Origin of the sequence: Rossellomorea vietnamensis NBRC 101237, assembly GCF_001591825.1 — a bacterium.
GTDB classification, from domain to species: Bacteria; Bacillota; Bacilli; order Bacillales; family Bacillaceae_B; genus Rossellomorea; species Rossellomorea vietnamensis.
The window spans coordinates 19,933-41,466 of sequence record NZ_BCVQ01000036.1; the positions used below are offsets into that span (position 1 = coordinate 19,933).

Sequence of the window (21,534 nt, forward strand, 5' to 3'; positions counted from 1 at the left end):
TTAACGATTTGTTCATCTTATAAGTCAGTCTTTTTTCTTTTTCTACCAGTTTTGCTACTATATAATTGGAGACGTTCGAATTTCCAAATGAACGTGGTTCCTGATCGTTAATTCTATGATTGTAGGTGAATCCCTTGAATAAAAAAGATATTATAAAATTATTAGAAAACATTGCGATATATATGGAATTGAAAGGCGAGAACTCGTTTAAAACATCCGCCTACCGAAAAGCGGCAGCGGCCCTTGAAAATGATGACCGGAGCCTTCAGGAGATCAGCGACTTCACGAAGCTCTCAGGGATCGGCAAAGGCACGGCCTCCGTTATTGAAGAGTACATAAACGAAGGAACCTCTTCTGTTCTTGAAGGGCTGAAGGAAGAAGTGCCGAAGGGGTTGATCCCTCTTTTACAATTGCCGGGTCTTGGAGGGAAGAAAATCGCGAAGCTATACAGTGAACTGGGGGTCGAAAGCATAGAGGACCTGGAAGAAGCGTGTAAAGAGAACAGAGTACAGGCACTTGCAGGATTCGGAAAAAAGACCGAAGAAAAAATCCTTGCTTCCATTGAACAGGTTGGGAAAAGACCGGACCGACTTCCAATCGGCTTTATGATGGGTATCGCGGAAGAAATAGAAGGCTATCTTTCTGAAATTGACAGCATCGGAACGTATTCGAGAGCCGGCAGCTTAAGAAGGATGAGAGAAACCATTAAAGACCTTGATTTCATCATCTCGACCGAGCACCCGGAAAAAGTGAAGGAAGGGCTTCTGAAGTTGCCGAATATCGTTGAGACGATTGCAGCCGGGGACACGAAGGTGTCATTGACCCTCCAGTACCATTGGGATGTGAGCATCGATTTCCGTATCGTGAAGCCTGAAGAATTTGCCACGACCCTGCATCATTTCACGGGATCGAAGGATCATAACGTCCGTATGCGCCAGCTTGCCAAAGAACGCGGAGAGAAGATCAGTGAATATGGCGTTGAGGATAGTGAAACAGGTGAAGTGAAAACATTCGATTCCGAAGAAGCATTTTATCATCACTTCGACCTTCCCTGGATCCCGCCTGAACTCCGGGAAGATGGAAAAGAAGTGGAGGCGTTCAAGGGAGATTACCCGCTCCTTACCCTGAATGATATAAAGGGCGATCTTCACATGCACTCCACATGGTCCGACGGTGCCTATTCCATTGAAGAGATGGTGGAGGCATGCCGTGCCAAGGGGTATCACTATATGGCGATCACAGACCATTCCCAGTATTTACGGGTGGCTAACGGCCTCACTCCCGAGCGGTTGGTGAAGCAGATCGATGAAATAAAGGAACTGAATAAAAAGTATGATGATATAGAAATCCTTTCAGGGATCGAGATGGATATCCTTCCTGACGGTACCCTTGACTATGATGATGACCTTTTGAAGAGAGTGGATCTCGTCATTGCTTCCATTCATTCAAGCTTTTCGCAGCCCCGTGAAAAAATCATGGAGAGATTGAAGACCGCATTGGAAAGTGCCCATGTGGATATCATCGCCCATCCTACTGGCAGGATCATCGGCAGGCGGGAAGGATATGACGTCGATATGGATCTTCTTATCCAATTGGCGAAAGAAACCGGTACGGCTCTTGAACTGAATGCCAATCCGCATCGTCTGGATCTGTCTGCTGAAAACATCCGGAAAGCACAGGAGCAGGGTGTGAAGCTTGTCATCAACACGGACGCCCACAGTATCGATCATCTGGAATTTATGGAAGTGGGTGTCGGTACGGCACGTAAAGGATGGATCAAGAAAGACACGGTCATCAATACATGGGATAAAAATGAGTTCATACAATACATTAAGCGAAACTGATAAAAGGTGGAATACATTCCGTGAATTCTAAAGTATTGAAAACGTTAGAGTTTGATAAAATCAAAGAATTATTAAAGCAATTTGCAGCATCTGCCCTTGGTCATGCAAGGGTTTCTTCCCTCATGCCGTCGGTCGATTATGAAGAGATCACCGCTCTTCATGAAGAGACGGATGAAGCCATGACGATTCTCAGATTGAAAGGTCATGCCCCGCTTGGCGGGATTTTTGATATACGCCCTCATGTGAAGCGTGCCCAAATCGGCGGTATGCTTTCGCCGTCTGAATTCGTCCAGGTGGCAAGTACGATCCGGGCAAGCCGGAAGCTGACCCTTTTTGTAGAAGAGCTACTGGAGGAAGAGGTGGATATTCCCCTCTTACAAGGCAAGATGGGGACGGTCATCCCGCTTCCTCATTTAGAGCAGGATATACGTAAAGTGGTGGATGACAACGGAGAAATATTGGATACAGCGAGTGAAACCCTCCGCACGATCCGGACCCAGCTGCGTGCCAACGAAGGGCGGATACGGGAGAAGCTGGAGCGGATGATCCGTTCATCCAACGCACAGAAGATGCTATCCGATGCGATCATCACCATCCGAAATGACAGGTACGTCATCCCGGTCAAACAGGAGTACAGGGGGCAATATGGCGGGATCATCCATGATCAATCTTCTTCCGGGCAGACGTTATTCATCGAGCCTGAAGCGATTGTTCAGCTGAATAACCAGCTCCGTGAGCTTCGTTTGAAAGAGCAGACGGAAATCGAGAAGATTCTGCAAGAACTGTCTGAAAGTGTACAAGAATCGGGAGAAGAACTGCTTCTGATCGTCAACGTCCTGTCAGACGTGGATTTCATGTTTACCAAGGCGAAGTTCGGACGTTCGATCAAAGGGTCAAAGCCGACGATCAATAATGAACGCCGTGTGAAGCTGAATAAAGCTCGTCATCCACTCTTGCCCATCGATGAGGCAGTGGCGAATGATATTGAACTCGGAAATGAATTTTCTTCCATCGTCATCACCGGACCGAATACCGGGGGTAAAACCGTCACGTTGAAAACCCTGGGCTTAACAAGCTTGATGGCACAGGCCGGTCTTCCAATCCCGGCACTTGATGGTTCCGAGGTCGGTGTATTCCGCACGATTTACGCTGACATAGGGGATGAGCAATCGATTGAACAAAGTTTGAGTACCTTCTCCTCCCATATGGTGAACATCGTCGACATTCTGAAAAAGGTCGATCATGAGAGTCTGGTGCTGTTCGATGAGCTTGGTGCCGGTACCGATCCTCAGGAAGGGGCGGCATTAGCGATTTCCATCCTTGATGAAGTTCATGGAACAGGGGCAAGGGTTGTGGCGACCACTCACTATCCAGAGTTGAAGGCGTATGGGTATAATCGTGATGGAGTCGTGAATGCCAGTGTGGAATTTAATGTAGAGACATTAAGCCCCACGTATAAGCTATTGCTTGGGGTCCCGGGAAGAAGTAATGCCTTTGACATTTCCAAACGTCTTGGATTGTCAGATGGTGTCATTCAACGGGCGAAGTCCCATATCGGTACCGATAGCAAAGAAGTCGAGAATATGATCGCTTCACTTGAAGACAGCAGGCGCCAGGGTGAACGGGAGCTAGAGGAAGCCCATGAGCTGTTGAGACAGGCTGAGAAGATGCATAAAGACATGCAGAAGCAAATGATGGAGTATTACGAGAAGAAGGATACCCTTTACGAAAAAGCACAGCAAAAAGCCAGTGAGGTCGTTGAAAAAGCGAAGGCGGAAGCCGAGCAGGTCATCAAGGATCTTCGGAAAATGCAGCAGGAGAAATCAGCACAGATCAAAGAACATGAATTGATCCAGGCGAAAAAGCAGCTTGAAGATGCGACTCCTAAGCTGAAAACGGGTCAAAAGAAGAAAGCGACTGGATCCCAGCATGAATTGAAGGCCGGAGACGAAGTCAAAGTACTGAGCTTCGATCAAAAGGGTCATTTGGTCGAGCGGGTATCGGCGAAGGAATGGCAGGTCCAGATGGGGATCATGAAGATGAAAGTGAAGGAATCGGATCTTGAATTCATTCAATCCCAGCAAAAGGTCGAAACGAAACCCCTTGCTACGGTGAAAGGGAAAGATTTTCATGTCAGCCTCGAACTTGACTTGCGGGGAGAACGTTTTGAAAATGCCTTATCGAGGGTGGAGAAGTACATTGATGACGCTCTGCTTGCAGGCTACCCACGCGTTTCCATCATCCACGGTAAAGGGACGGGGGCTTTAAGACAGGGAGTGCAGGAGTACTTGAAGAATCACCGGTCGGTCAAGAGTATCCGTTTCGGGGATGCAGGTGAAGGTGGAACGGGTGTAACGGTCGTTCAATTTAAATAACAAGGTAAAGGGAGCTTTACGATGGAGAACTTTTGGGAAAACGAATTTGTTCAGACGGCGGGGAATTACAGTGTGGTCATCCTTTGTCTCGTGTTGTTCTTAGCGGTCTTTGAACTGGTGACGAAATATCGGAACTGGGAAGAAATCAAAAAAGGGAATATGGCCGTGGCCATGGCTACGGGAGGGAAAATATTCGGGATAGCGAATATTTTCCGGCATTCCATCAGTCATAACGATACCGTCCTCACCACGATCGGGTGGGGTGTGTTTGGCTTTTTCCTGCTGTTGATCGGGTATTTCATTTATGAATTCCTGACACCGAAATTCAGGATCGATGAGGAAATTGAAAATGATAACCGGGCGGTAGGCTTCATTTCACTGGTCATTTCAGTCGGATTATCCTATGTCATAGGAGCCGGTATATCGTAAGGAGAGGGAATATGGAAACATTGGCGAAAGTTCTGCTCACCCTGTGCGGCGGCTTTATAGTCGTCGGCATCATCTATATGCTGTTCTTTACTTGACTCAGGGCACTCAGGGGGAAAACACAATCCCAAAATAATAATATTGTACAAACAGACTGTCATATGGTGGAATAGGCAGTCTGTTTTCTTTTGAAAAAAGTTCTGTAAGAAAGGTCAAGCTTCATGGATAGGAAGAAAGTATGGTCAGCAATTTTTTCAAATTGTAACTGAAGTCCCCTTATATTATAATAATGAATAGAATAAATTTTCTAACTATTCAGAAGGAGGGATTACAATGAACCAACCATGGCTTGCTGAATACCCGGCGGAAATACCAAAGGAGCTCAACCTAGTTGAAAAACCTTTGCAGTCCTATTTGACCGAAGCCGCTTCTCTGTACGGAGATAAAGCAGCGATTCATTTCATGGGCAAAGAGATAGGATACAAGGAACTGTACGAATCTGCTCTCAAATTCGCCGGCTACCTTAAAACACTGGGGATCAACAAAGGCGATCGGGTAGCGATCATGCTTCCCAATACTCCCCAATCCGTCATCGCCTATTACGGCATCCTTTATGCAGGCGGAGTGGTGGTACAAACCAATCCATTATATATGGAAAGGGAAATCGAATATCAAATGAAAGACTCCGGAGCCAAGGTGATCCTGACATTGGACATTCTGTATCCAAGAGTATCGAAAGTGATGAATAACACCGACCTTGAGCACATCATTGTAACCGCTATCAAAGACTATCTTCCTTTCCCTAAGAATCTCATTTACCCATTCATCCAGAAGAAACAATATGGTATCGTCGTGAAGGTGGACCATAGAGGTCAGAATCATTTATTCACGGAAATCATGAAAACGGCGGTGGCTGAAGCGATATCCCAGGAAGAATTCGATTTTGAAAATGATCTTGCCCTGCTTCAATACACAGGCGGTACGACAGGTTTCCCTAAAGGTGTCATGCTGACCCACAAGAATCTGGTGGCCAATGCCTCCATGTGCGATGCCTGGCTGTATAAGTGTAGAAAAGGGGAAGAAAAGATGCTTGGGATCCTTCCATTCTTTCATGTGTATGGCATGACTGCCGTGCTAATTCTTTCCGTCATGCAGGGATATAAGATGATCCTGCTTCCTAAGTTTGATGCAGAAACAACATTGAAGACGATTCAGAAACTGAAGCCTACCCTGTTTCCAGGAGCTCCGACAATCTACATCGGACTCTTGAATCACCCGGATTTAAAGAAATATGACTTATCATCCATCGATTCATGTCTCAGTGGAAGTGCGCCATTACCGGTTGAGGTACAGCAGCAATTCGAGGAAGTCACGGGTGGGAAGCTCGTCGAAGGATACGGATTGACCGAATCATCCCCAGTCACCCATTCCAATTTCCTTTGGGATAAAGCGAGGATAAAGGGAAGCATCGGTGTCCCATGGCCGGGTACGGACAGTGCCGTGTTCTCAATGGAAACGGGAGAACCCCTGCCGCCGAATGAGATGGGTGAAATCGTCGTCAAGGGTCCGCAGGTGATGAAAGGATACTGGAACCGGCCTGAGGAAACGGAACAAACGTTAAAGGACGGATGGCTGTTGACGGGAGATATAGGCTATATGGATGAAAAGGGCTATTTTTACGTAGTGGATCGTAAGAAGGATATGATCATTGCCGGCGGCTTTAATATCTATCCCCGGGAAATCGAAGAAGTCCTCTACGAACATCCAGCGATTCAGGAAGTTGTCGCAGCAGGTGTTCCCGATCCGTATAGAGGGGAAACCGTCAAGGCATACGTTGTCCTGAAGGAAGGAGAGTCCCTGACCGAGGAGGAATTGAATGAATATTCCCGTAAATACCTGGCTGCCTATAAAGTGCCGAGGATTTATGAATTCAGGAAGGAACTGCCTAAAACAGCTGTCGGGAAAATCCTGAGGAGGGCCCTGGTGGACGAGGAACGACAAAAGATAGAGGATGAGCAGAAAACAAGTTAGGCTGTCACCCACTTGAGCTTTTTCTTTTTGATTGGAAGTAGGACAAGGATCCCTTCTTGACAATCAATGAGAAACCTTTTATTATTGAAATATGAATGAATGGTCATTCATATTTTGTTAAGGCAGGTCAAAACTTATGAAACGAAATAAACCAAAATACATGCAAATTATCGATGCTGCTGTTATTGTAATAGCAGAAAATGGGTACCATCAGGCACAGGTGTCAAAGATTGCAAAGCAGGCAGGGGTGGCTGATGGAACCATCTATCTTTATTTTAAAAACAAAGAAGATATCCTGATTTCGTTGTTTAAAGAAAAAATGGTTCTCTTTGTCGAAAAAATTGAAGAAGTTATTGCAGGAAAACAGACAGTTTCAGAGAAATTATTAGTGATGATTGAAAATCATTGTAGGATACTGTCGGATGATCATCATCTCGCCATCGTCACACAATTGGAGCTCAGACAATCGAATAAAGATATCCGATTGAAAATCAATGATGTGTTAAAGGGCTATCTGGAATTAGTCGATAAGATCCTGATCAGCGGGATCGAATCCGGCGAGTTCTCAAGTGATCTGAATGTTCGTCTCGCCCGCCAAATGATCTTTGGCACTCTGGATGAAATGGCGACAACATGGGTGATGAACGATCAGAAATACGACTTAGTCGAACAAGTCCCTGCTATTCATAAGCTATTGCTTCATGGATGCAGAGGCAGGAACTAAACTAGTTTAGGGGGATTAGAGATGGAAAGTTTATCATGGGTCTTAGAGGGACAGGTCGCAACCGTCCTGATTCAAAGACCTCCCGCAAATGCACTCGCAAGTGGACTCATCAAGGAAATCGACGCGGTTCTTGATGAACTTGAAACCAATTCGGATGTCCGGGTGATCTTACTGAAAGGTGAGGGACGCTTCTTCTCGGCTGGTGCCGATATCAAGGAATTCACGACGATCGAAAGTGGTGAAGAATTCTCCAAGCTCGCGAAAAAAGGGCAGGACGTCTTTGAACGGATGGAGAACTTCCCGAAACCGATCATTGCAGCCATTCATGGTGCCGCTTTAGGTGGCGGACTGGAACTCGCCATGGGCTGTCATATCCGATTGGTGAGTGAAAATGCCAAACTCGGCTTACCGGAGCTTCAACTCGGGCTGGTTCCAGGATTTGCAGGATCCCAGCGCCTTCCAAAACTGGTTGGAAGGGCGAAAGCGGCAGAAATGCTGTTGACGAGTGACCCGATCAGTGGAACAGAAGCGGTTCAGTGGGGGCTTGCCAATAAGGCATATCCGGAGGACGAGCTTTTCGATAAGGCGAAGGAAATGGCCGATAAGATTGCGAAGAAGAGCCCGGGAGCCATGAAGGCTGCCATCGAACTACTTAGTTATACGAAAGATGACCGGTTCTATGAAGGTGTGATGAGAGAATCGGATCTGTTTGGTGAAGTATTTGTGTCCGCGGATGCCAAAGAGGGTATTTCGGCATTCGTTGAAAAGAGAGAACCACACTTTAAAGGCTAGAATACATTCTAGTAATATAGTAAACTCTTATTGAGGGGCAGTGTTGCATGTCAATGCTGCCCATTCAAAGGGGTTAAATTGTCGAAATCTTTTTAAGGGAAAGAATGTTTACATTATTAGGAGGGACTTACGAATGAACATCTATGTACTTTTGAAAAGAACGTTTGATACTGAGGAGAAAATTTCGATCCAAAACGGTCAAATTGCCGAAGACGGAGCTGAATTTATCATAAATCCTTACGATGAATATGCAGTCGAAGAAGCCATTCAAGTCCGTGATGCACATGGCGGCGAAGTGACAGTCGTAACGGTCGGCGGGGAAGAAAGTGAAAAGCAATTGAGAACGGCTCTGGCAATGGGTGCTGATAAAGCAGTCCTGATCAATACAGAGGATGATCTTGATCATGGAGATCAATTCACAACAGCCAAGATCCTTGCTCACTATTTAAAAGAGCAGGAAGTAGATTTGATCCTTGCAGGTAACGTAGCCATTGACGGTGGATCTGGACAAGTCGGTCCGCGTGTGGCAGAACAGCTGGATATTCCTTACGTAACGACGATCACGAAACTGGAAATCGATGGTGAAACCGTAACGGTCACGCGTGACGTAGAAGGGGATTCAGAAGTCATCGAAACGTCTCTTCCATTATTAGTGACTGCTCAACAAGGATTGAACGAACCTCGTTATCCATCCCTTCCAGGAATCATGAAGGCAAAGAAGAAGCCTTTGGATGAAGTGGAATTGGACGATATCGATTTAGACGAAGATGATGTAGAAGCGAAAACCAAGACAATTGAAATCTACCTTCCACCGAAGAAGGAAGCCGGTAAAGTATTAGAAGGCGAATTAGACGCTCAAGTATCAGAGCTTGTTTCCCTTCTTCGCAATGAAGCGAAAGTTATATAAGCGAGAGGCACAGGAATAACTAACATTCAGGGGGTATTTTAACATGGCGAGAAAAGTATTAGTACTTGGAGAAGTTCGGGACGGATCATTACGTAATGTTTCCTTTGAAGCGATTGCGGCAGGGAAAACAGTATCTGAAGGCGGAGAAGTCGTCGGAGTTCTTATTGGCAAGAGTGTAAGCGCTTTAGGAGAAGAAATGATTCAATATGGTGCGGACAAAGTGGTAGTCGTTGAAAACGATAAACTGGAACAGTATACGTCAGACGGGTATTCACAAGCCATCCTTTCAGTCATTGAGGAAGAAAAGCCTGAAGGCATCATTTTCGGTCATACGGCACTTGGGAAAGACCTGTCCCCTAAAGTGGCAAGCAAGCTCAGCACAGGATTGATTTCCGATGCAACAGATCTTGAGGAAGCAGGCGGTAACCTTGTCTTCACAAGACCGATCTATTCAGGGAAAGCATTTGAAAAGAAAATCGTGACTGACGGTGTGATCTTTGCGACGATCCGTCCAAACAACATCGAGCCGTTGACGAAGGATGAGTCACGTAGTGGAGAGGTTACATCCCTTTCTGTCGATATTAAAGACCTGCGTACCATCATTAAAGAAGTCGTTCGCAAAGCGAGCGAAGGGGTGGATCTTTCTGAAGCGAAAGTCATCATCGCCGGCGGACGCGGAGTGAAGAGTGAAGATGGATTCAATCCTCTTAAGGAACTTGCCGACGTGCTTGGTGGAGCTGTGGGAGCTTCCCGTGGAGCGTGTGACGCTGACTACTGCGATTACTCACTTCAAATTGGTCAAACAGGTAAAGTCGTAACGCCTGATCTGTATATTGCATGTGGTATTTCAGGAGCTATCCAGCATTTAGCAGGTATGTCCAACTCCAAGGTCATCGTTGCGATCAATAAAGATCCTGAAGCGAATATCTTTAACGTAGCGGATTACGGAATTGTTGGAGACCTGTTCGAAGTGGTACCGATGTTAACGGAAGAATTCAAGAAATTAAAAGTATCTTCTTCTTAATCCGTTCATACGTTTACAGGAACGAATAAGGGGTATGAGAATAATATGAATACAAATAAGGACGTAGCTGAATCACGGGCTGCGCCTTATTTTTTCTACCGGGGTATATTCCATATTCAAACGGGAATATTACCTACGAGCAGAAAGATAGCATCCAAAAAAAAACGGTGATATACTTACGTTACATTAAAAGATTTTAGGAGGCGCATATATATGGCTATTACACATGCTACTGATCAATCATTCACAACTGATACAAACTCTGGACTGGTACTTGCGGATTTCTGGGCTCCTTGGTGTGGACCTTGTAAAATGATCGCTCCTGTACTGGAAGAGCTTGATAGCGAAATGGGCGACAAAGTGAAAATCGTCAAAGTCGACGTTGATGAAAACCAGGAAACAGCAGGTAAATACGGAGTAATGAGTATCCCTACTTTGGTTGTCCTTAAAGACGGAGAAGTAGTAGACAAAGTAATCGGTTTCCAACCTAAGGAAGCACTTGCTGAATTATTAAACAAACACGTATAAGAAATATTGATGGGAAACCGGGGCTGAACTTCAGCTCCGGTTTTTTGTTGTGTCCAGAGTTCTCCGCCACAAATTTTAAAAAACTCGTTGACTATGAGAATCGTTCTCGATATAATTTAAATGGAATTGAAAATCATTATCATTTAAACAGTCGGAGGTCTATACATATGAGAAAGAGAGATTTAACGAAGATTTTTGCAGCATTCTTATTAACAGGTTCTGTTTTGGCGGGTTGTGGAACAGATGAGAAGAGCAGTGAAGACAAAACGTCTGCTTCAAATGATTCAAAACAGGTTGAAAAAGAAGATGAAGCTGAACAAGCGGACATTGATTTCTCTGCCTCATTCGAAGAAGCAAAGGCTGAACTTTCAAAAGCGAAAGAAGACAAAGAAGTCGATTATGATAAAGTGACGTCCATTTATAAGGATGACTTACAGGAGCTTGTGCAAAAACGTGACCAGGAAACAGAAGGTAAAGTGGATGAACATATTTCCACAGCCCTTGAAGCAGGTAAGGATGGTTCCCTCGATCAAGTGGTGGTAGCACAGATTTTTGATAAATTAATGCAAAAAGTATTCTATACATCGATGAAGCATGAATTTACGGAAATAGCGGAAAACTGGGGTAATACAGAAGAAGTCAATGAAGAAATAGAAGAAGCGAAAGAGTTCTATGCCATCCTAGAGCCGACTGTTCAAAAGCGTGACCAGGCTTATGACACGAAAATGGTTGATGCGATAAATGGTGGATTCAGTGAAATGGAGAAGGCGGTTGAAGAGGATAATGAGCTCGGCTTCCAATTAGGGAAACAAGTCGTGGATAAGACGCTCATGAAGACATTTTATCTTGCTGCAGGTGCCCTTCCGAACGGGTATGCCATGAAGGCGTCTGAAGAAGCAAAGGAAAATGCCGAAGCTGCAAAAGCCGAGCAGGCAGAAGGTTGGGCATTCTATCAATCTCTTGATAGTTATCTATCAGGGAACGCCCCGGAAGAAGCAGAGATGATCAACAAACAATTCGATCTGCAAACGGATGTGACATCCATTGACCCTGAAGCAGTGAATCATGCATTTGTCCGCGGTTTCTCTAAAATCGCCATACACGAATATGAGGAAAGTGGAGAGAACTGGGGCGAAGATAAGGCGGCAATCACAGCCTTGGAAGGTGCACTGTTCATTGATCTTATCTCATCAGATCTAAAGAGTCTTATGGGTGAAGAAGAATATCAATCTCTATCAAGCGATGCTCAAAGCTACTTAGAAGCTGTTAAGTCACAGGATAAAGAGAAAGCAGAAACGCTCAGAACGAATATTCAGAACGTATTGAATGATGTGGTGGCGAAAGCGAATAAATAGTTTATTGGGTTGACCCTGAATAGTGCGTAAAGTCCATCCTTCAAGTGCTGCTTGGGGGATGGTGCTTTTAAGCACATGGGGGTCAACCCTTTTTCACTTTCTCACTCAGGTGAGGTACAATATAGAAATGATTAAATCGTAATGTACGAGGTGTAAGGAATTGAAGATTATTGTTACAGGAGGGGCCGGGTTCATTGGATCCCATCTATCCAGGAAGCTCATTGAAGAGAAACACGAGCTGTTGATCGTTGACAGCTTTCACCCCTATTATTCACCTGAAAGAAAAAAGAGGCAGTTGTCCTTTGTAAGAGAAATGGGTTCATTCCGCTTCGTCCAAAAGGATTTACTACTGGATGAACAGGAATTACAAGAAGTATTCCATGATTTTAAAGCCGATTGCGTCGTCCACTTGGCGGCGATTCCAGGCGTTTCCCATTCCTTGCGTGTGCCGAATGAATATGTTGATTATGACATCAAAGCGACGATCAACACGCTCCGGATGGCGGGGGAAAGCGGAATAAAGAAATTTGTCTTTGCTTCTTCGTCATCCGTTTATGGAAATACCGATCACAAGCCATCGAAAGAAGATGACGCGACGGGTGAGGTAGTGTCTCCATATGCCGCTGCCAAGTACAGTGCCGAATCGTTTTGTAAAGCCTATGCGTCCATTTATGGAATGGACTTGACGATCCTTCGTTTCTTTACAGTCTATGGGCCATGGGGCAGACCCGACATGGCGATCTATTCATTCATCAAAAAGCTTATGAATGGTGGGGAAATCCCGATTTATGGACTTGAGAATAAGAGGGATTATACGTACATAGATGATATCGTGGATGGTACATATAAGGCGATCAGAAGTGAAGAGTCGGGAACGTTTAATCTCGGGAATGGTTCGCCGATTTCAATGGTGGGACTGATAAGTGAACTGAGAACACATTTCCCTTCCCTCAAGCTCCACGTCACGGATAGAAGAGCAGGGGATGTGACATCAACCTATGCAGATAGTAGGAAGGCAAAAGAGACTTTCGGCTATTCTCCTTCCGTCTCCTTTGAAGAAGGAATAAAAAGAACGGTTCAATGGATGAAGAAACATGAACAAAACGGTCTATAAGTTCGCAAAGAATGCTGTTAGATTCGGATTATTAGGTCTGTTCTTCATCTTGGTGAGCTTCTATTTTGACAAAGAGATTATGAAGGAAGCCATCGGGCAGATGCTAAAGCATCCTTTTATCTTATTCAGTGTGTTAGGAATCTATTTTTTATCCTTTTTACTAAAAGGGATGGCGTGGAAAATCTATCTGAATGAACATGTGAGATTATCAAGCTGTTTAATCGGTTTGTTTTACAGTTTGTTGTTTAATCATCTGTTTCCATTGAAGGCAGGAGACGGGCTGCGGGTCATGGTGATGAATCAGTGTGAAAAGCAAATAAGTGTTGCACGCTCGTTTCATTCTGTATTCGTCTTAAGAGTGATGGACATTTTATTTCTCATGATCCTGACAGGAATCGGCCTGCTATTTATTCCGCTGCCACTAAAGCTGCCGGGTTTATACTCGATTGGATTGGTCGGATGTGCCGTATTGATAGGGTTACTCCTACTCAGGTACGTCGCTTACGACTTTCTCTCAGGGCAGCTCAGACTGCTGAGAACTGCCTTATCAGGCGGCAGGGGGCTCATCGTCATCGCCCTCGTATTCTTAAGCTGGATATTGGAAGGGGCCATTCTTTACGGTGTTTCGATGATCATGCTCGAGCCCCTATCCATGGGGGAAGCGGTTTGGGTCAACAGTGTGACGATCATCGGCCAGTTATTTCAATTTGCCCCTGGAGGAATTGGTACGTATGAATCGGTCATGAGCTATACATTGTTTTTTGCCGGTATCCCACTTGGCATTGGTCTTTCCATGGCGATCGTGAGTCATGGGTTGAAGTTTATATTCTCCTTTATAGCAGGAGGAATCGTAATCGCTGTGTGCCCCGTTTCCATTAAAAATGTGAAACGGTGGAGCAGGATGAAAGGATGAATGAAATTGAAGAGCGCATCAAAATTTGAAAAAACGGCGGCCAGATGCTGGAACCTGCTGAATGAAGGGAAACCATTCACCCCTATTTTCGTCATAGGGACCATGACACTCTTTCATTTACAGGGGTTGATACAAGGGGAATGGTTTCCGTTCCTCATAAGCTTGCTGTTTACCCTACCCTTATTTATTTTGTATTTCTATTATAATTTTCCGTTGTTCCTGAGAAACTATTTGTGGATCCCGGTCATCGGTTATCTGTTATTCTTTGAATCACCCAATTTAGCTCTCTGGGGCTTCGGGATTGGTCTTTATTTCTTTTTCACCGTCTTTTTCTGGGGAACATTTTATTACCATCTCCGAATCGGGACGGATTGGCTGAATTTCACCCGGTTTTGGAAACTGGTGTTGAAGAACAGTGACTCAACGAGCGGTAATGCCCAGGAGCAGCTGCCGAAATTCCTGCTGCTGTTAGCGGTATGGGATGGAATGATGACGAATCTTGCCACCGGAGAGCTGCTTCCAGCCACTCATTATTTCGTATTTTGCGGTGCTGTATTTGCTTTAGCGTTCATTCTGCACCATTTCCTTTTTGACTGGAAGCCGAAGCAGTATGACTCCTTTACAACGGGTGAAGCGATGGATGAGGAGATGACGAATGATAAAGTGGTGGTCATCGTGATCGACGGGATGAGAAAAGAACGTTTCTATGAAGCGAATACGCCGTATCTTGATAGATTGATGGAACAGGGGACCGAGTATTTGAATATGGAAACCGTCTATCCTGCAAGAACGGTTGTCTGCTTTTCGTCCATGTTCACAGGCACGTATCCGAAGGAACACGGCATGAAATCCAATATGGTCTGGAAGCTCGGGATCAAGGTGGAAAGCATCTTTGATTCCCTGCGGAAAGTAGGGAAAAAAGGGAAGATGCTGGGGATTGCCCACCTGGTGGATTCCTTCGGTAAAGATGTCGAAACCGTGACGGCCGTGATGCATAAAGACAAAGCAGATCGAAATATTATTAATAAAGCGAAAGTCATCATGGAAGAACAGGACCCTGATTTATTCATTGTCCAATTGATCGGTACTGATCAAATCGGGCACAGCAGGGGAGTCTTATATGATGAATACATTGAAAAGATTGAAGAGGCAGATCATCTGATACAAGAATACGTCGAGTGGCTGGAAACGGAAGGAAAGATGGAGAACACGACCCTTATGATATGTGCGGATCATGGACAGGCAGATGGAATCGGCGGTCATGGTCATCTCGATGAAGGGGAAAGATACGTTCCATTCTTTATGGTGGGCCCTGGGGTCAAACAGGGAGAGAAAGTCCAGGAGAAACACAGTCTCGTTTCCATGGCCCCGACCATCGCCCATTTATTAGGGGCGCCATTTCCAAGTCACAGCAGGGGACCTGTCCTCAACGAGGCGTTAAAGGAGCGTTGGAAGCAACATGAATAAGCAGAAAGTCATCGTATTTATGCCGGCCCATAATGAAGAAGAGTCGATCGGGGATGTCATTAAGCGGGTGCCCCGCTCCTTCCACCCTTTCGTGGATGTGGAAGTATTGGTCACCAATGATGGTTCAACAGATCGAACGGTTGAAGTGGCTGAAAGGGCAGGTGCCGATCATATCATTACATTTGAGAAAAATCGTGGACTGGGTGCTGCGGTACGAGAAGGACTGCGGGCATCCTTTGACCTCCATGCTCATATCGGGGTCATGATTGATGCGGATGGAGAGTACCCGCCAGAACAAATACCGGAGCTATTGGAGCCGATTTTCAAAGGGGAAGCGGATTATACCATGGGGTCGAGATTCTTGGGAACCATCAATGGCATGAAGCTTCACCGCCGATTGGGGAACTATTGTTTCACCCTTCTTCAATGCGTCCTCCTAAGAAAGTGGATCTACGACGGACAGTCCGGTATGAGGGCGTTCTCGAGGCAGGCAATGGAACATGCCGAAATCATCCATGACTACAACTACGCTCAAGTGCTGACCTTGAACCTTGTCCGTAAAGGATTTCGTGTGAAGGAAATCCCGATTTTGTATTATGTGAGGACGACGGGCCGGTCCTTCATCAAGTTCAAGTCCTATATGTCATCTGTTCTTCCCGCCATTATCCAGGAGATGAAAAAACCGGTGGAGAAAGTATATGTGGAAGAGCAGGCCCATTACATCCCTTCAGATGAAGGAACGAATCATTTTGCAAAATGACAACATAAAACCATATCTTTAACAAAAAATAAGTACTCCGGCTTCTATGCTTGAGTACTTATTTTATATTGACAATACGAATGATAATCATTATCATTGAAAACAGGAGGGAATCATACATGAAAAAATCGTTCATAACCACTGTACTATTGTTTTTATTAGGTAATATCCTGCTGTCTTCACAGGCATCCGCCTATTCATACGGCGATCCGAGTGAGGAGAAAATAGCAGAAGCGTATAAAGAAATCATGATCAAGCTTGATCAAGACCCTCCGAATTATTCAGAGTCCAAAAAGATTTATGAAACGGTTCAAGAAGAAGTCGATCAGCATATGGGTGAAGAACCTTCCAAGATCATCCTTCAGAACCTTGATAAAAAAGAAAAGCAAGAGGCAATTCAAAATCTGGATGAACTTCTTGTCCTCAATATTGCCAGAAGACTTGAAAGCATTGATAAAAACTTCTCGGAATATGATACGAGTAAGCGATTACTCGCAAAAGGATTTGCTACATATAAAACGTTATCCCCGAAAGTAGAAGGGGAAAACCCTGAATTGGATCAAGAGATCAGGACTGAATTCGATCAAGCGCTGGAATCCCTCGGGAACCCGGGACTGTTCGGAGTCGGAACAAAGGAATCCGATCAGGACACGTTTAAAGAAAGTAAAACGTTCATAGTGGATTCGCTGCAAAAAGAATTCGACATTAAGAGCCTTGAAGTCGGACACTTTTCTGAAAGTGCCACTGAGGAATCAAGCGGGAAACAGGAGTGGACGGATGTTTCCAACCTGAAGAACTGGATACCCATCATCATTATCGTAGGGGTTCTGGCTGCAGCGATTGTCTATGCCGTCAGAAAACGTAAATAAGGTCACCATAGAAATAGTCTTTAAGCAAGTAAGGGGGAACTATTGTGGAATTACAAGCTTTACTGATCACCTTTCGTGAAGTCCTGGAAGCGTTACTGATCATCGGGATCATCACTACCTATCTGAAGAAAACGAATCACGGCAAGTTTACAAAGTTTGTCTGGCTGGGTGCCGGATTAGCGGTAATCGCCAGTGTCGGCGTAGCGATGCTCTTTCAGGTCGTCTTTACAGGATTTGCCGCCATGGGAAGCGAGATGTATCTGAAGATCGGCATCATGCTGGTCTCCTCCGTCCTTCTTACCCAGATGGTCTTCTGGATGGCGAAACACAGCCGTGACCTTAAAGGAAACATGGAAGGGAAAATGAAGCATTTTATTTCCACAGGTAATATTGTCGGAATGGTGATCCACTCGTTCCTCGTTGTTCTTCGCGAAGGTGTGGAGACCGTATTTTTCTTCGCCGCCATTACGGGCGGGGATATCGGAGCGGCCATGCAGGGCTGGGGAGCGATTACGGGAGTCGTCATCGGTTGTGTCGTAGCTTACTTCTTCTTTAAAGGCACAATGAGAATTTCATTGAAAAGCTTCTTTAAAGTGACCGGCGCATTCATTATCCTCATCTCTGCAGGACTTCTTGTACAGGCAATTTCCATGATGCAGGATATAGGATTGATCGGCAGTGTGATTCCACACCTTTACGACCTGACCTGGCTACTGCCTGAGCATCCGATCGATTACGCCCATTTCCTCCGTGATACGGGAACTGCCCCGTTGTTATCCGGTGATGTAGGCATCTTCCTTAAAGCGTTGTTCGGTTATTCCTCCATGCCGTCCATCGAAGAAGTGATTTCGTATATCGGTTATTTCGTAGCGATTTACTTCCTGACTGCACCGAAGCGGGAGTCGGTGAAAGCAAAGGAAGAGGTCAAAGGCGGAGTGAAGGATTTGAGCCCACAAGCTAAATAAATTGTATCAGTACCAAACCTCATTGCCCTTAAAGATTGAACACCCTTTTCGAAAGGTGTACACTCTTTAAAGGAATGTATGTTTGGTACTTTTTTAATGATTGAGAGTCTAACAAAGTATGAGGGTGACGTCGTTGAGAATGAAGAGTGGGAAGTATATGAGTCGGCTGAACGTGGCGGGTGCATTTGCTGTGGCGGCTGTTTTGGTTCTTCAGCTGATCTGGATCCCTAGCTATGCGGCTACTTGGGATATGGTTGATTTTGCACTGGGTGTCCTGCATTTTGATATGTATCAGATGCAGCCCCACTTTCCCGGTTATCCTTATTTCATCCTGGGAGGGAAAGTCCTTCATCTGATGGTGGGGGACCCCGTCCAAGCCCTGACTCTTTTTAATATACTTCTGTATGGAAGTGCCATCATCCCTCTTTTTCTGTTAATGAACCGAATCGTGCGTCCGACATATGCAGGGATAGCAACAGCCATCGTGTATACGAGCAGCTTTACGATCCTGATGGTGAATCAGCCGATGTCCGAGGGAGCAGCAGTCGGGATGATGTGGTGGTATATATGGAGCTTGGTTTTGGCCAATGAGAGACATCATAAAGGATTCCTCATTCTCCCACTGCTCCTATTCAGTCTGCTTCTTGGAATCAGGTTATCTTATCTGGTCCTTGGGATTGGGATCCTGATGCTACTGTACAGAAAATGGAAGAGTGGCGTGGTAACGCTTCTGGATACGTTCGTTTACCTGCTCATTGCTCTCCTGTTCCAGCTCCTCTGGGTATCGGGGATCAGCATGTCGGAAGGGGGATTTGAAAGCTTTCTCCGACTGGCCCTTTCCTTCACGAACGGACATTTTCAAGAATGGGGGGGAACGATCGGTGCCTCAGATCTCAGTCTCTGGGACAGAGTCGTGAAGCTGATTTTTGTGAACGCGATATGGGTGGGGGGTGTCGCTGAGTTCCTCCCCCTCCTCATTCTATTGGTTGTCGGTTTGGCTGCAGCAAGGAAGGATTCACACGGGAATCGTTCCATGACAAGCTTGATGCTGGTGCTATTGGGCAGTTATTTCCTTTGGGCCCTTTTTGCCCAGAATGTAATGAAGCCCCGTCACGCTTTGCCTTTGATCGGCATCGCCTTGTTCCTTGGAGCGGGAAGACTGCTTTCACAACGACTGTCACGGACAGGTTCCATTCTTGTCCTTTCGTTCCTTCTGCTTCAGGTTTACCATACAAGTGCGTTATTATATAAACATGCATCGGACATTCCGGCCGTTTATCAAATGGCCGATTATCTAGAGAGCGAAGAGGAAGGACAGCCTCTCGTCGTATATACCTGGGAAGAGTCCAGGGTACTCGAGTATCTAAACGTCCCTTTTATTCATAAGAAAGTACAAACGTATGAAGTGTTTACCACTGACGCACGATATTACCCTGAACGGGATATTTTTCTGACGGATAAAGTGGTCGAAGGCTTTAAGAAGCAGGGGATTCAGATGGATGAGTTCATTAAAGTCGAGAAGCATTTCCATTCCAGTGAGCTCATCGACCCGATCTATCATGACCTGACATTATATAAATGGAAGAAACAGAGGGGGGAGGAAAAAGGATGAATCAGAATATCACGAATAAATTAGCGCTGCTTCCCGACCAACCGGGCTGTTATTTAATGAAGGACAGGCAGGGTACGATCATCTATGTGGGAAAGGCCAAAGTATTGAAGAACCGGGTGCGTTCCTATTTCACAGGCTCTCATGATGCAAAAACCCAGCGGCTGGTAGGGGAGATCGAGGACTTCGAATACATCATGACCTCATCTGACCTGGAAGCCCTTGTCCTCGAAATGAATTTGATCAAGAAGTACGACCCTAAATACAATGTCATGCTTAAGGATGATAAAAGCTATCCGTTCATCAAGTTAACGAATGAGCGGCACCCGAGACTCATTACCACACGAAAGGTCCAGCGGGGAAAAGGAAAGTATTTCGGTCCTTATCCGAATGTCGGAGCGGCAAATGAAACGAAAAAACTTCTCGACCGCTTGTATCCCCTAAGGAAGTGCTCGACGCTTCCTGACCGAGCCTGCCTTTACTATCATATGGGGCAATGTCTCGCTCCCTGCATTAAAGAAGTGAGCAAAGACACGTACCGTGACATGACAGATGAAATAGCCAGATTCCTCAATGGGGGATACAAGGAAATCAAGAAACAGCTGACTTTGAAAATGAATGAAGCCTCGGAAAATCTGGAGTTTGAAAGAGCGAAGGAATTCCGGGATCAGATTCTCCATATCGAAGCGACCATGGAAAAACAGAAGATGACGATGACCGATTTCACCGACCGTGATGTATTCGGATATTCCGTTGATAAAGGCTGGATGTGTGTGCAGGTATTCTTCGTCCGGCAAGGGAAGCTCATTGAGCGCGATGTGTCTTTATTCCCTCTCTATAATGAACCAGAGGATGAGTTCCTGACGTTCCTGGGTCAGTTCTACTCCAAATCCAACCACTTTAAGCCGAAGGAGATTTTTTTGCCTGAAGAGATCGATATCGAGCTGGCGGAGAAACTTCTTGAGGTGAAAATGACCCAGCCAAAACGGGGGAAAAAGAAAGAGCTTGTAAAGCTTGCCGAAAAAAATGCCCAACAGGCACTTGGGGAGAAGTTCGCCCTGATTGAAAGAGATGAAGAGCGGACGATCAAAGCCATTGAAAGGCTCGGGGATCATATGGGGATTTATACGCCTTTCCGGATTGAAGCCTTTGATAACTCCAATATTCAAGGTAGTGATCCCGTATCGGCCATGATCGTCTTTTTAGACGGGAAACCGGCAAAGAAAGAATACCGTAAATATAAGATCAAAACCGTCAAGGGCCCCGATGATTATGATTCCATGAGGGAGGTGGTCCGGAGAAGGTATACGAGAGTGCTGAAAGATGGACTTCCTTTACCGGACCTTATCATCATCGACGGAGGAAAAGGTCAGATCGAAGCGGCAAGGGACGTGATCGAGAATGAATTGGGTCTCGACATCCCGATCGGGGGTCTTGCAAAAGACGATAAGCATCAGACATCGGAACTGCTGTACGGAAACCCGCTGCAAATCGTCCCCCTTGAAAAGCGCAGCCAGGAATTCTATCTCCTCCAGCGCATCCAGGATGAAGTCCACCGGTTCGCCATCACCTTCCACCGTCAGCTGAGAGGCAAAAGCGCCTTCCAATCCACCCTCGACGACATCGACGGCATCGGTCCAAAACGGAAGAAACAACTTCTTAAACACTTTGGCTCCATGAAAAAGATGAAAGAAGCGACAGTCGAGGAATTTATAGAGATAGGAATACCTGAAGCCGTTGCGAAAGTATTGGTGGAGAAATTGAAGTAGATAATAATAGATAGAGTGTTAGGTTTATCAGTTATTTTAGAAGTAACTAGTGAATAAGCAGA

At 45.5% G+C, this 21,534-nt stretch carries 18 protein-coding genes; all 18 read left to right on the forward strand.

Annotated elements, in window-relative coordinates; genetic code table 11:
- Window positions 1-134 precede the first annotated feature (134 nt).
- The gene (gene polX / locus BVI01S_RS16165) at window positions 135-1,844 is read left to right on the forward strand and encodes a DNA polymerase/3'-5' exonuclease PolX (RefSeq protein WP_061810916.1); all 1,710 of its coding nucleotides are present in this window, start codon (window positions 135-137) and stop codon (window positions 1,842-1,844) included.
- 20 nt (window positions 1,845-1,864) lie between these two features.
- Window positions 1,865-4,219, forward strand: a complete 2,355-nt coding sequence (locus BVI01S_RS16170) for an endonuclease MutS2 (RefSeq protein ID WP_061810917.1) — start codon at window positions 1,865-1,867, stop codon at window positions 4,217-4,219.
- Between the two features lie 21 nt (window positions 4,220-4,240).
- The gene (locus BVI01S_RS16175) at window positions 4,241-4,648 is read left to right on the forward strand and encodes a DUF350 domain-containing protein (RefSeq protein ID WP_061810918.1); all 408 of its coding nucleotides are present in this window, start codon (window positions 4,241-4,243) and stop codon (window positions 4,646-4,648) included.
- 330 nt (window positions 4,649-4,978) lie between these two features.
- Window positions 4,979-6,676 carry an AMP-binding protein gene (locus BVI01S_RS16180; protein WP_061810919.1) on the forward strand — a complete coding sequence of 566 codons (1,698 nt, stop codon included), beginning with the start codon at window positions 4,979-4,981 and terminating at the stop codon, window positions 6,674-6,676.
- A 136-nt stretch (window positions 6,677-6,812) separates the two neighbouring features.
- Entirely contained in the window at window positions 6,813-7,400 is a 588-nt protein-coding gene (gene fadR, locus BVI01S_RS16185; protein ID WP_034757061.1) for a fatty acid metabolism transcriptional regulator FadR, read from the forward strand.
- Between the two features lie 21 nt (window positions 7,401-7,421).
- Window positions 7,422-8,192, forward strand: a complete 771-nt coding sequence (locus BVI01S_RS16190; RefSeq protein ID WP_034757064.1) for an enoyl-CoA hydratase — start codon at window positions 7,422-7,424, stop codon at window positions 8,190-8,192.
- 133 nt (window positions 8,193-8,325) lie between these two features.
- A complete protein-coding gene (locus BVI01S_RS16195; RefSeq protein ID WP_034757067.1) occupies window positions 8,326-9,099 on the forward strand; it encodes an electron transfer flavoprotein subunit beta/FixA family protein in 774 nt (257 codons plus the stop codon).
- A gap of 43 nt (window positions 9,100-9,142) precedes the next feature.
- The gene (locus tag BVI01S_RS16200) at window positions 9,143-10,123 is read left to right on the forward strand and encodes an electron transfer flavoprotein subunit alpha/FixB family protein (RefSeq protein WP_061810920.1); all 981 of its coding nucleotides are present in this window, start codon (window positions 9,143-9,145) and stop codon (window positions 10,121-10,123) included.
- A gap of 213 nt (window positions 10,124-10,336) precedes the next feature.
- On the forward strand, window positions 10,337-10,651 hold the full coding sequence (gene trxA, locus BVI01S_RS16205; RefSeq protein WP_034757073.1) for a thioredoxin: 315 nt from the start codon (window positions 10,337-10,339) through the stop codon (window positions 10,649-10,651).
- A gap of 167 nt (window positions 10,652-10,818) precedes the next feature.
- The gene (locus BVI01S_RS16210) at window positions 10,819-12,006 is read left to right on the forward strand and encodes a hypothetical protein (protein WP_061810921.1); all 1,188 of its coding nucleotides are present in this window, start codon (window positions 10,819-10,821) and stop codon (window positions 12,004-12,006) included.
- 160 nt (window positions 12,007-12,166) lie between these two features.
- On the forward strand, window positions 12,167-13,120 hold the full coding sequence (locus tag BVI01S_RS16215) for an NAD-dependent epimerase/dehydratase family protein (protein WP_061810922.1): 954 nt from the start codon (window positions 12,167-12,169) through the stop codon (window positions 13,118-13,120).
- Window positions 13,101-14,033, forward strand: a complete 933-nt coding sequence (locus BVI01S_RS16220) for a lysylphosphatidylglycerol synthase transmembrane domain-containing protein (protein ID WP_061810923.1) — start codon at window positions 13,101-13,103, stop codon at window positions 14,031-14,033. The genes BVI01S_RS16215 and BVI01S_RS16220 overlap by 20 nt, the downstream gene beginning before the upstream one ends.
- A gap of 6 nt (window positions 14,034-14,039) precedes the next feature.
- Window positions 14,040-15,500 (forward strand): alkaline phosphatase family protein, encoded by a 1,461-nt coding sequence (locus BVI01S_RS16225; RefSeq protein WP_061810929.1) that lies wholly within the window; start codon window positions 14,040-14,042, stop codon window positions 15,498-15,500.
- Window positions 15,493-16,260, forward strand: a complete 768-nt coding sequence (locus BVI01S_RS16230; RefSeq protein WP_061810924.1) for a glycosyltransferase family 2 protein — start codon at window positions 15,493-15,495, stop codon at window positions 16,258-16,260. Before BVI01S_RS16225 ends, BVI01S_RS16230 begins: the two co-directional genes overlap by 8 nt.
- 119 nt (window positions 16,261-16,379) lie before the next feature.
- Complete coding sequence (locus BVI01S_RS16235) at window positions 16,380-17,129, forward strand: hypothetical protein (RefSeq protein WP_061810925.1); 750 nt, start codon at window positions 16,380-16,382, stop codon at window positions 17,127-17,129.
- 44 nt (window positions 17,130-17,173) lie between these two features.
- Complete coding sequence (locus BVI01S_RS16240; protein ID WP_061810926.1) at window positions 17,174-18,094, forward strand: FTR1 family iron permease; 921 nt, start codon at window positions 17,174-17,176, stop codon at window positions 18,092-18,094.
- Window positions 18,095-18,227: 133 nt separating this feature from the next.
- Complete coding sequence (locus tag BVI01S_RS16245; protein ID WP_061810927.1) at window positions 18,228-19,706, forward strand: hypothetical protein; 1,479 nt, start codon at window positions 18,228-18,230, stop codon at window positions 19,704-19,706.
- Window positions 19,703-21,472 (forward strand): excinuclease ABC subunit UvrC, encoded by a 1,770-nt coding sequence (uvrC, locus tag BVI01S_RS16250; protein WP_034757094.1) that lies wholly within the window; start codon window positions 19,703-19,705, stop codon window positions 21,470-21,472. Before BVI01S_RS16245 ends, uvrC begins: the two co-directional genes overlap by 4 nt.
- The last annotated feature ends 62 nt before the right edge of the window (window positions 21,473-21,534 follow it).

What these genes read in the sequence shown, in the direction of transcription:
- trxA (WP_034757073.1), top strand. Translation starts at nt 10,337, where the DNA reads ATGGCTATTACACATGCTACTGATCAATCATTCACAACTGATACAAAC.
- uvrC (WP_034757094.1), top strand. Translation starts at nt 19,703, where the DNA reads ATGAATCAGAATATCACGAATAAATTAGCGCTGCTTCCCGACCAACCG.
- BVI01S_RS16220 (WP_061810923.1), top strand. Translation starts at nt 13,101, where the DNA reads ATGAACAAAACGGTCTATAAGTTCGCAAAGAATGCTGTTAGATTCGGA.
- BVI01S_RS16235 (WP_061810925.1), top strand. Translation starts at nt 16,380, where the DNA reads ATGAAAAAATCGTTCATAACCACTGTACTATTGTTTTTATTAGGTAAT.
- BVI01S_RS16200 (WP_061810920.1), top strand. Translation starts at nt 9,143, where the DNA reads ATGGCGAGAAAAGTATTAGTACTTGGAGAAGTTCGGGACGGATCATTA.
- BVI01S_RS16190 (WP_034757064.1), top strand. Translation starts at nt 7,422, where the DNA reads ATGGAAAGTTTATCATGGGTCTTAGAGGGACAGGTCGCAACCGTCCTG.
- BVI01S_RS16175 (WP_061810918.1), top strand. Translation starts at nt 4,241, where the DNA reads ATGGAGAACTTTTGGGAAAACGAATTTGTTCAGACGGCGGGGAATTAC.
- fadR (WP_034757061.1), top strand. Translation starts at nt 6,813, where the DNA reads ATGAAACGAAATAAACCAAAATACATGCAAATTATCGATGCTGCTGTT.
- BVI01S_RS16210 (WP_061810921.1), top strand. Translation starts at nt 10,819, where the DNA reads ATGAGAAAGAGAGATTTAACGAAGATTTTTGCAGCATTCTTATTAACA.
- BVI01S_RS16230 (WP_061810924.1), top strand. Translation starts at nt 15,493, where the DNA reads ATGAATAAGCAGAAAGTCATCGTATTTATGCCGGCCCATAATGAAGAA.
- BVI01S_RS16195 (WP_034757067.1), top strand. Translation starts at nt 8,326, where the DNA reads ATGAACATCTATGTACTTTTGAAAAGAACGTTTGATACTGAGGAGAAA.
- BVI01S_RS16180 (WP_061810919.1), top strand. Translation starts at nt 4,979, where the DNA reads ATGAACCAACCATGGCTTGCTGAATACCCGGCGGAAATACCAAAGGAG.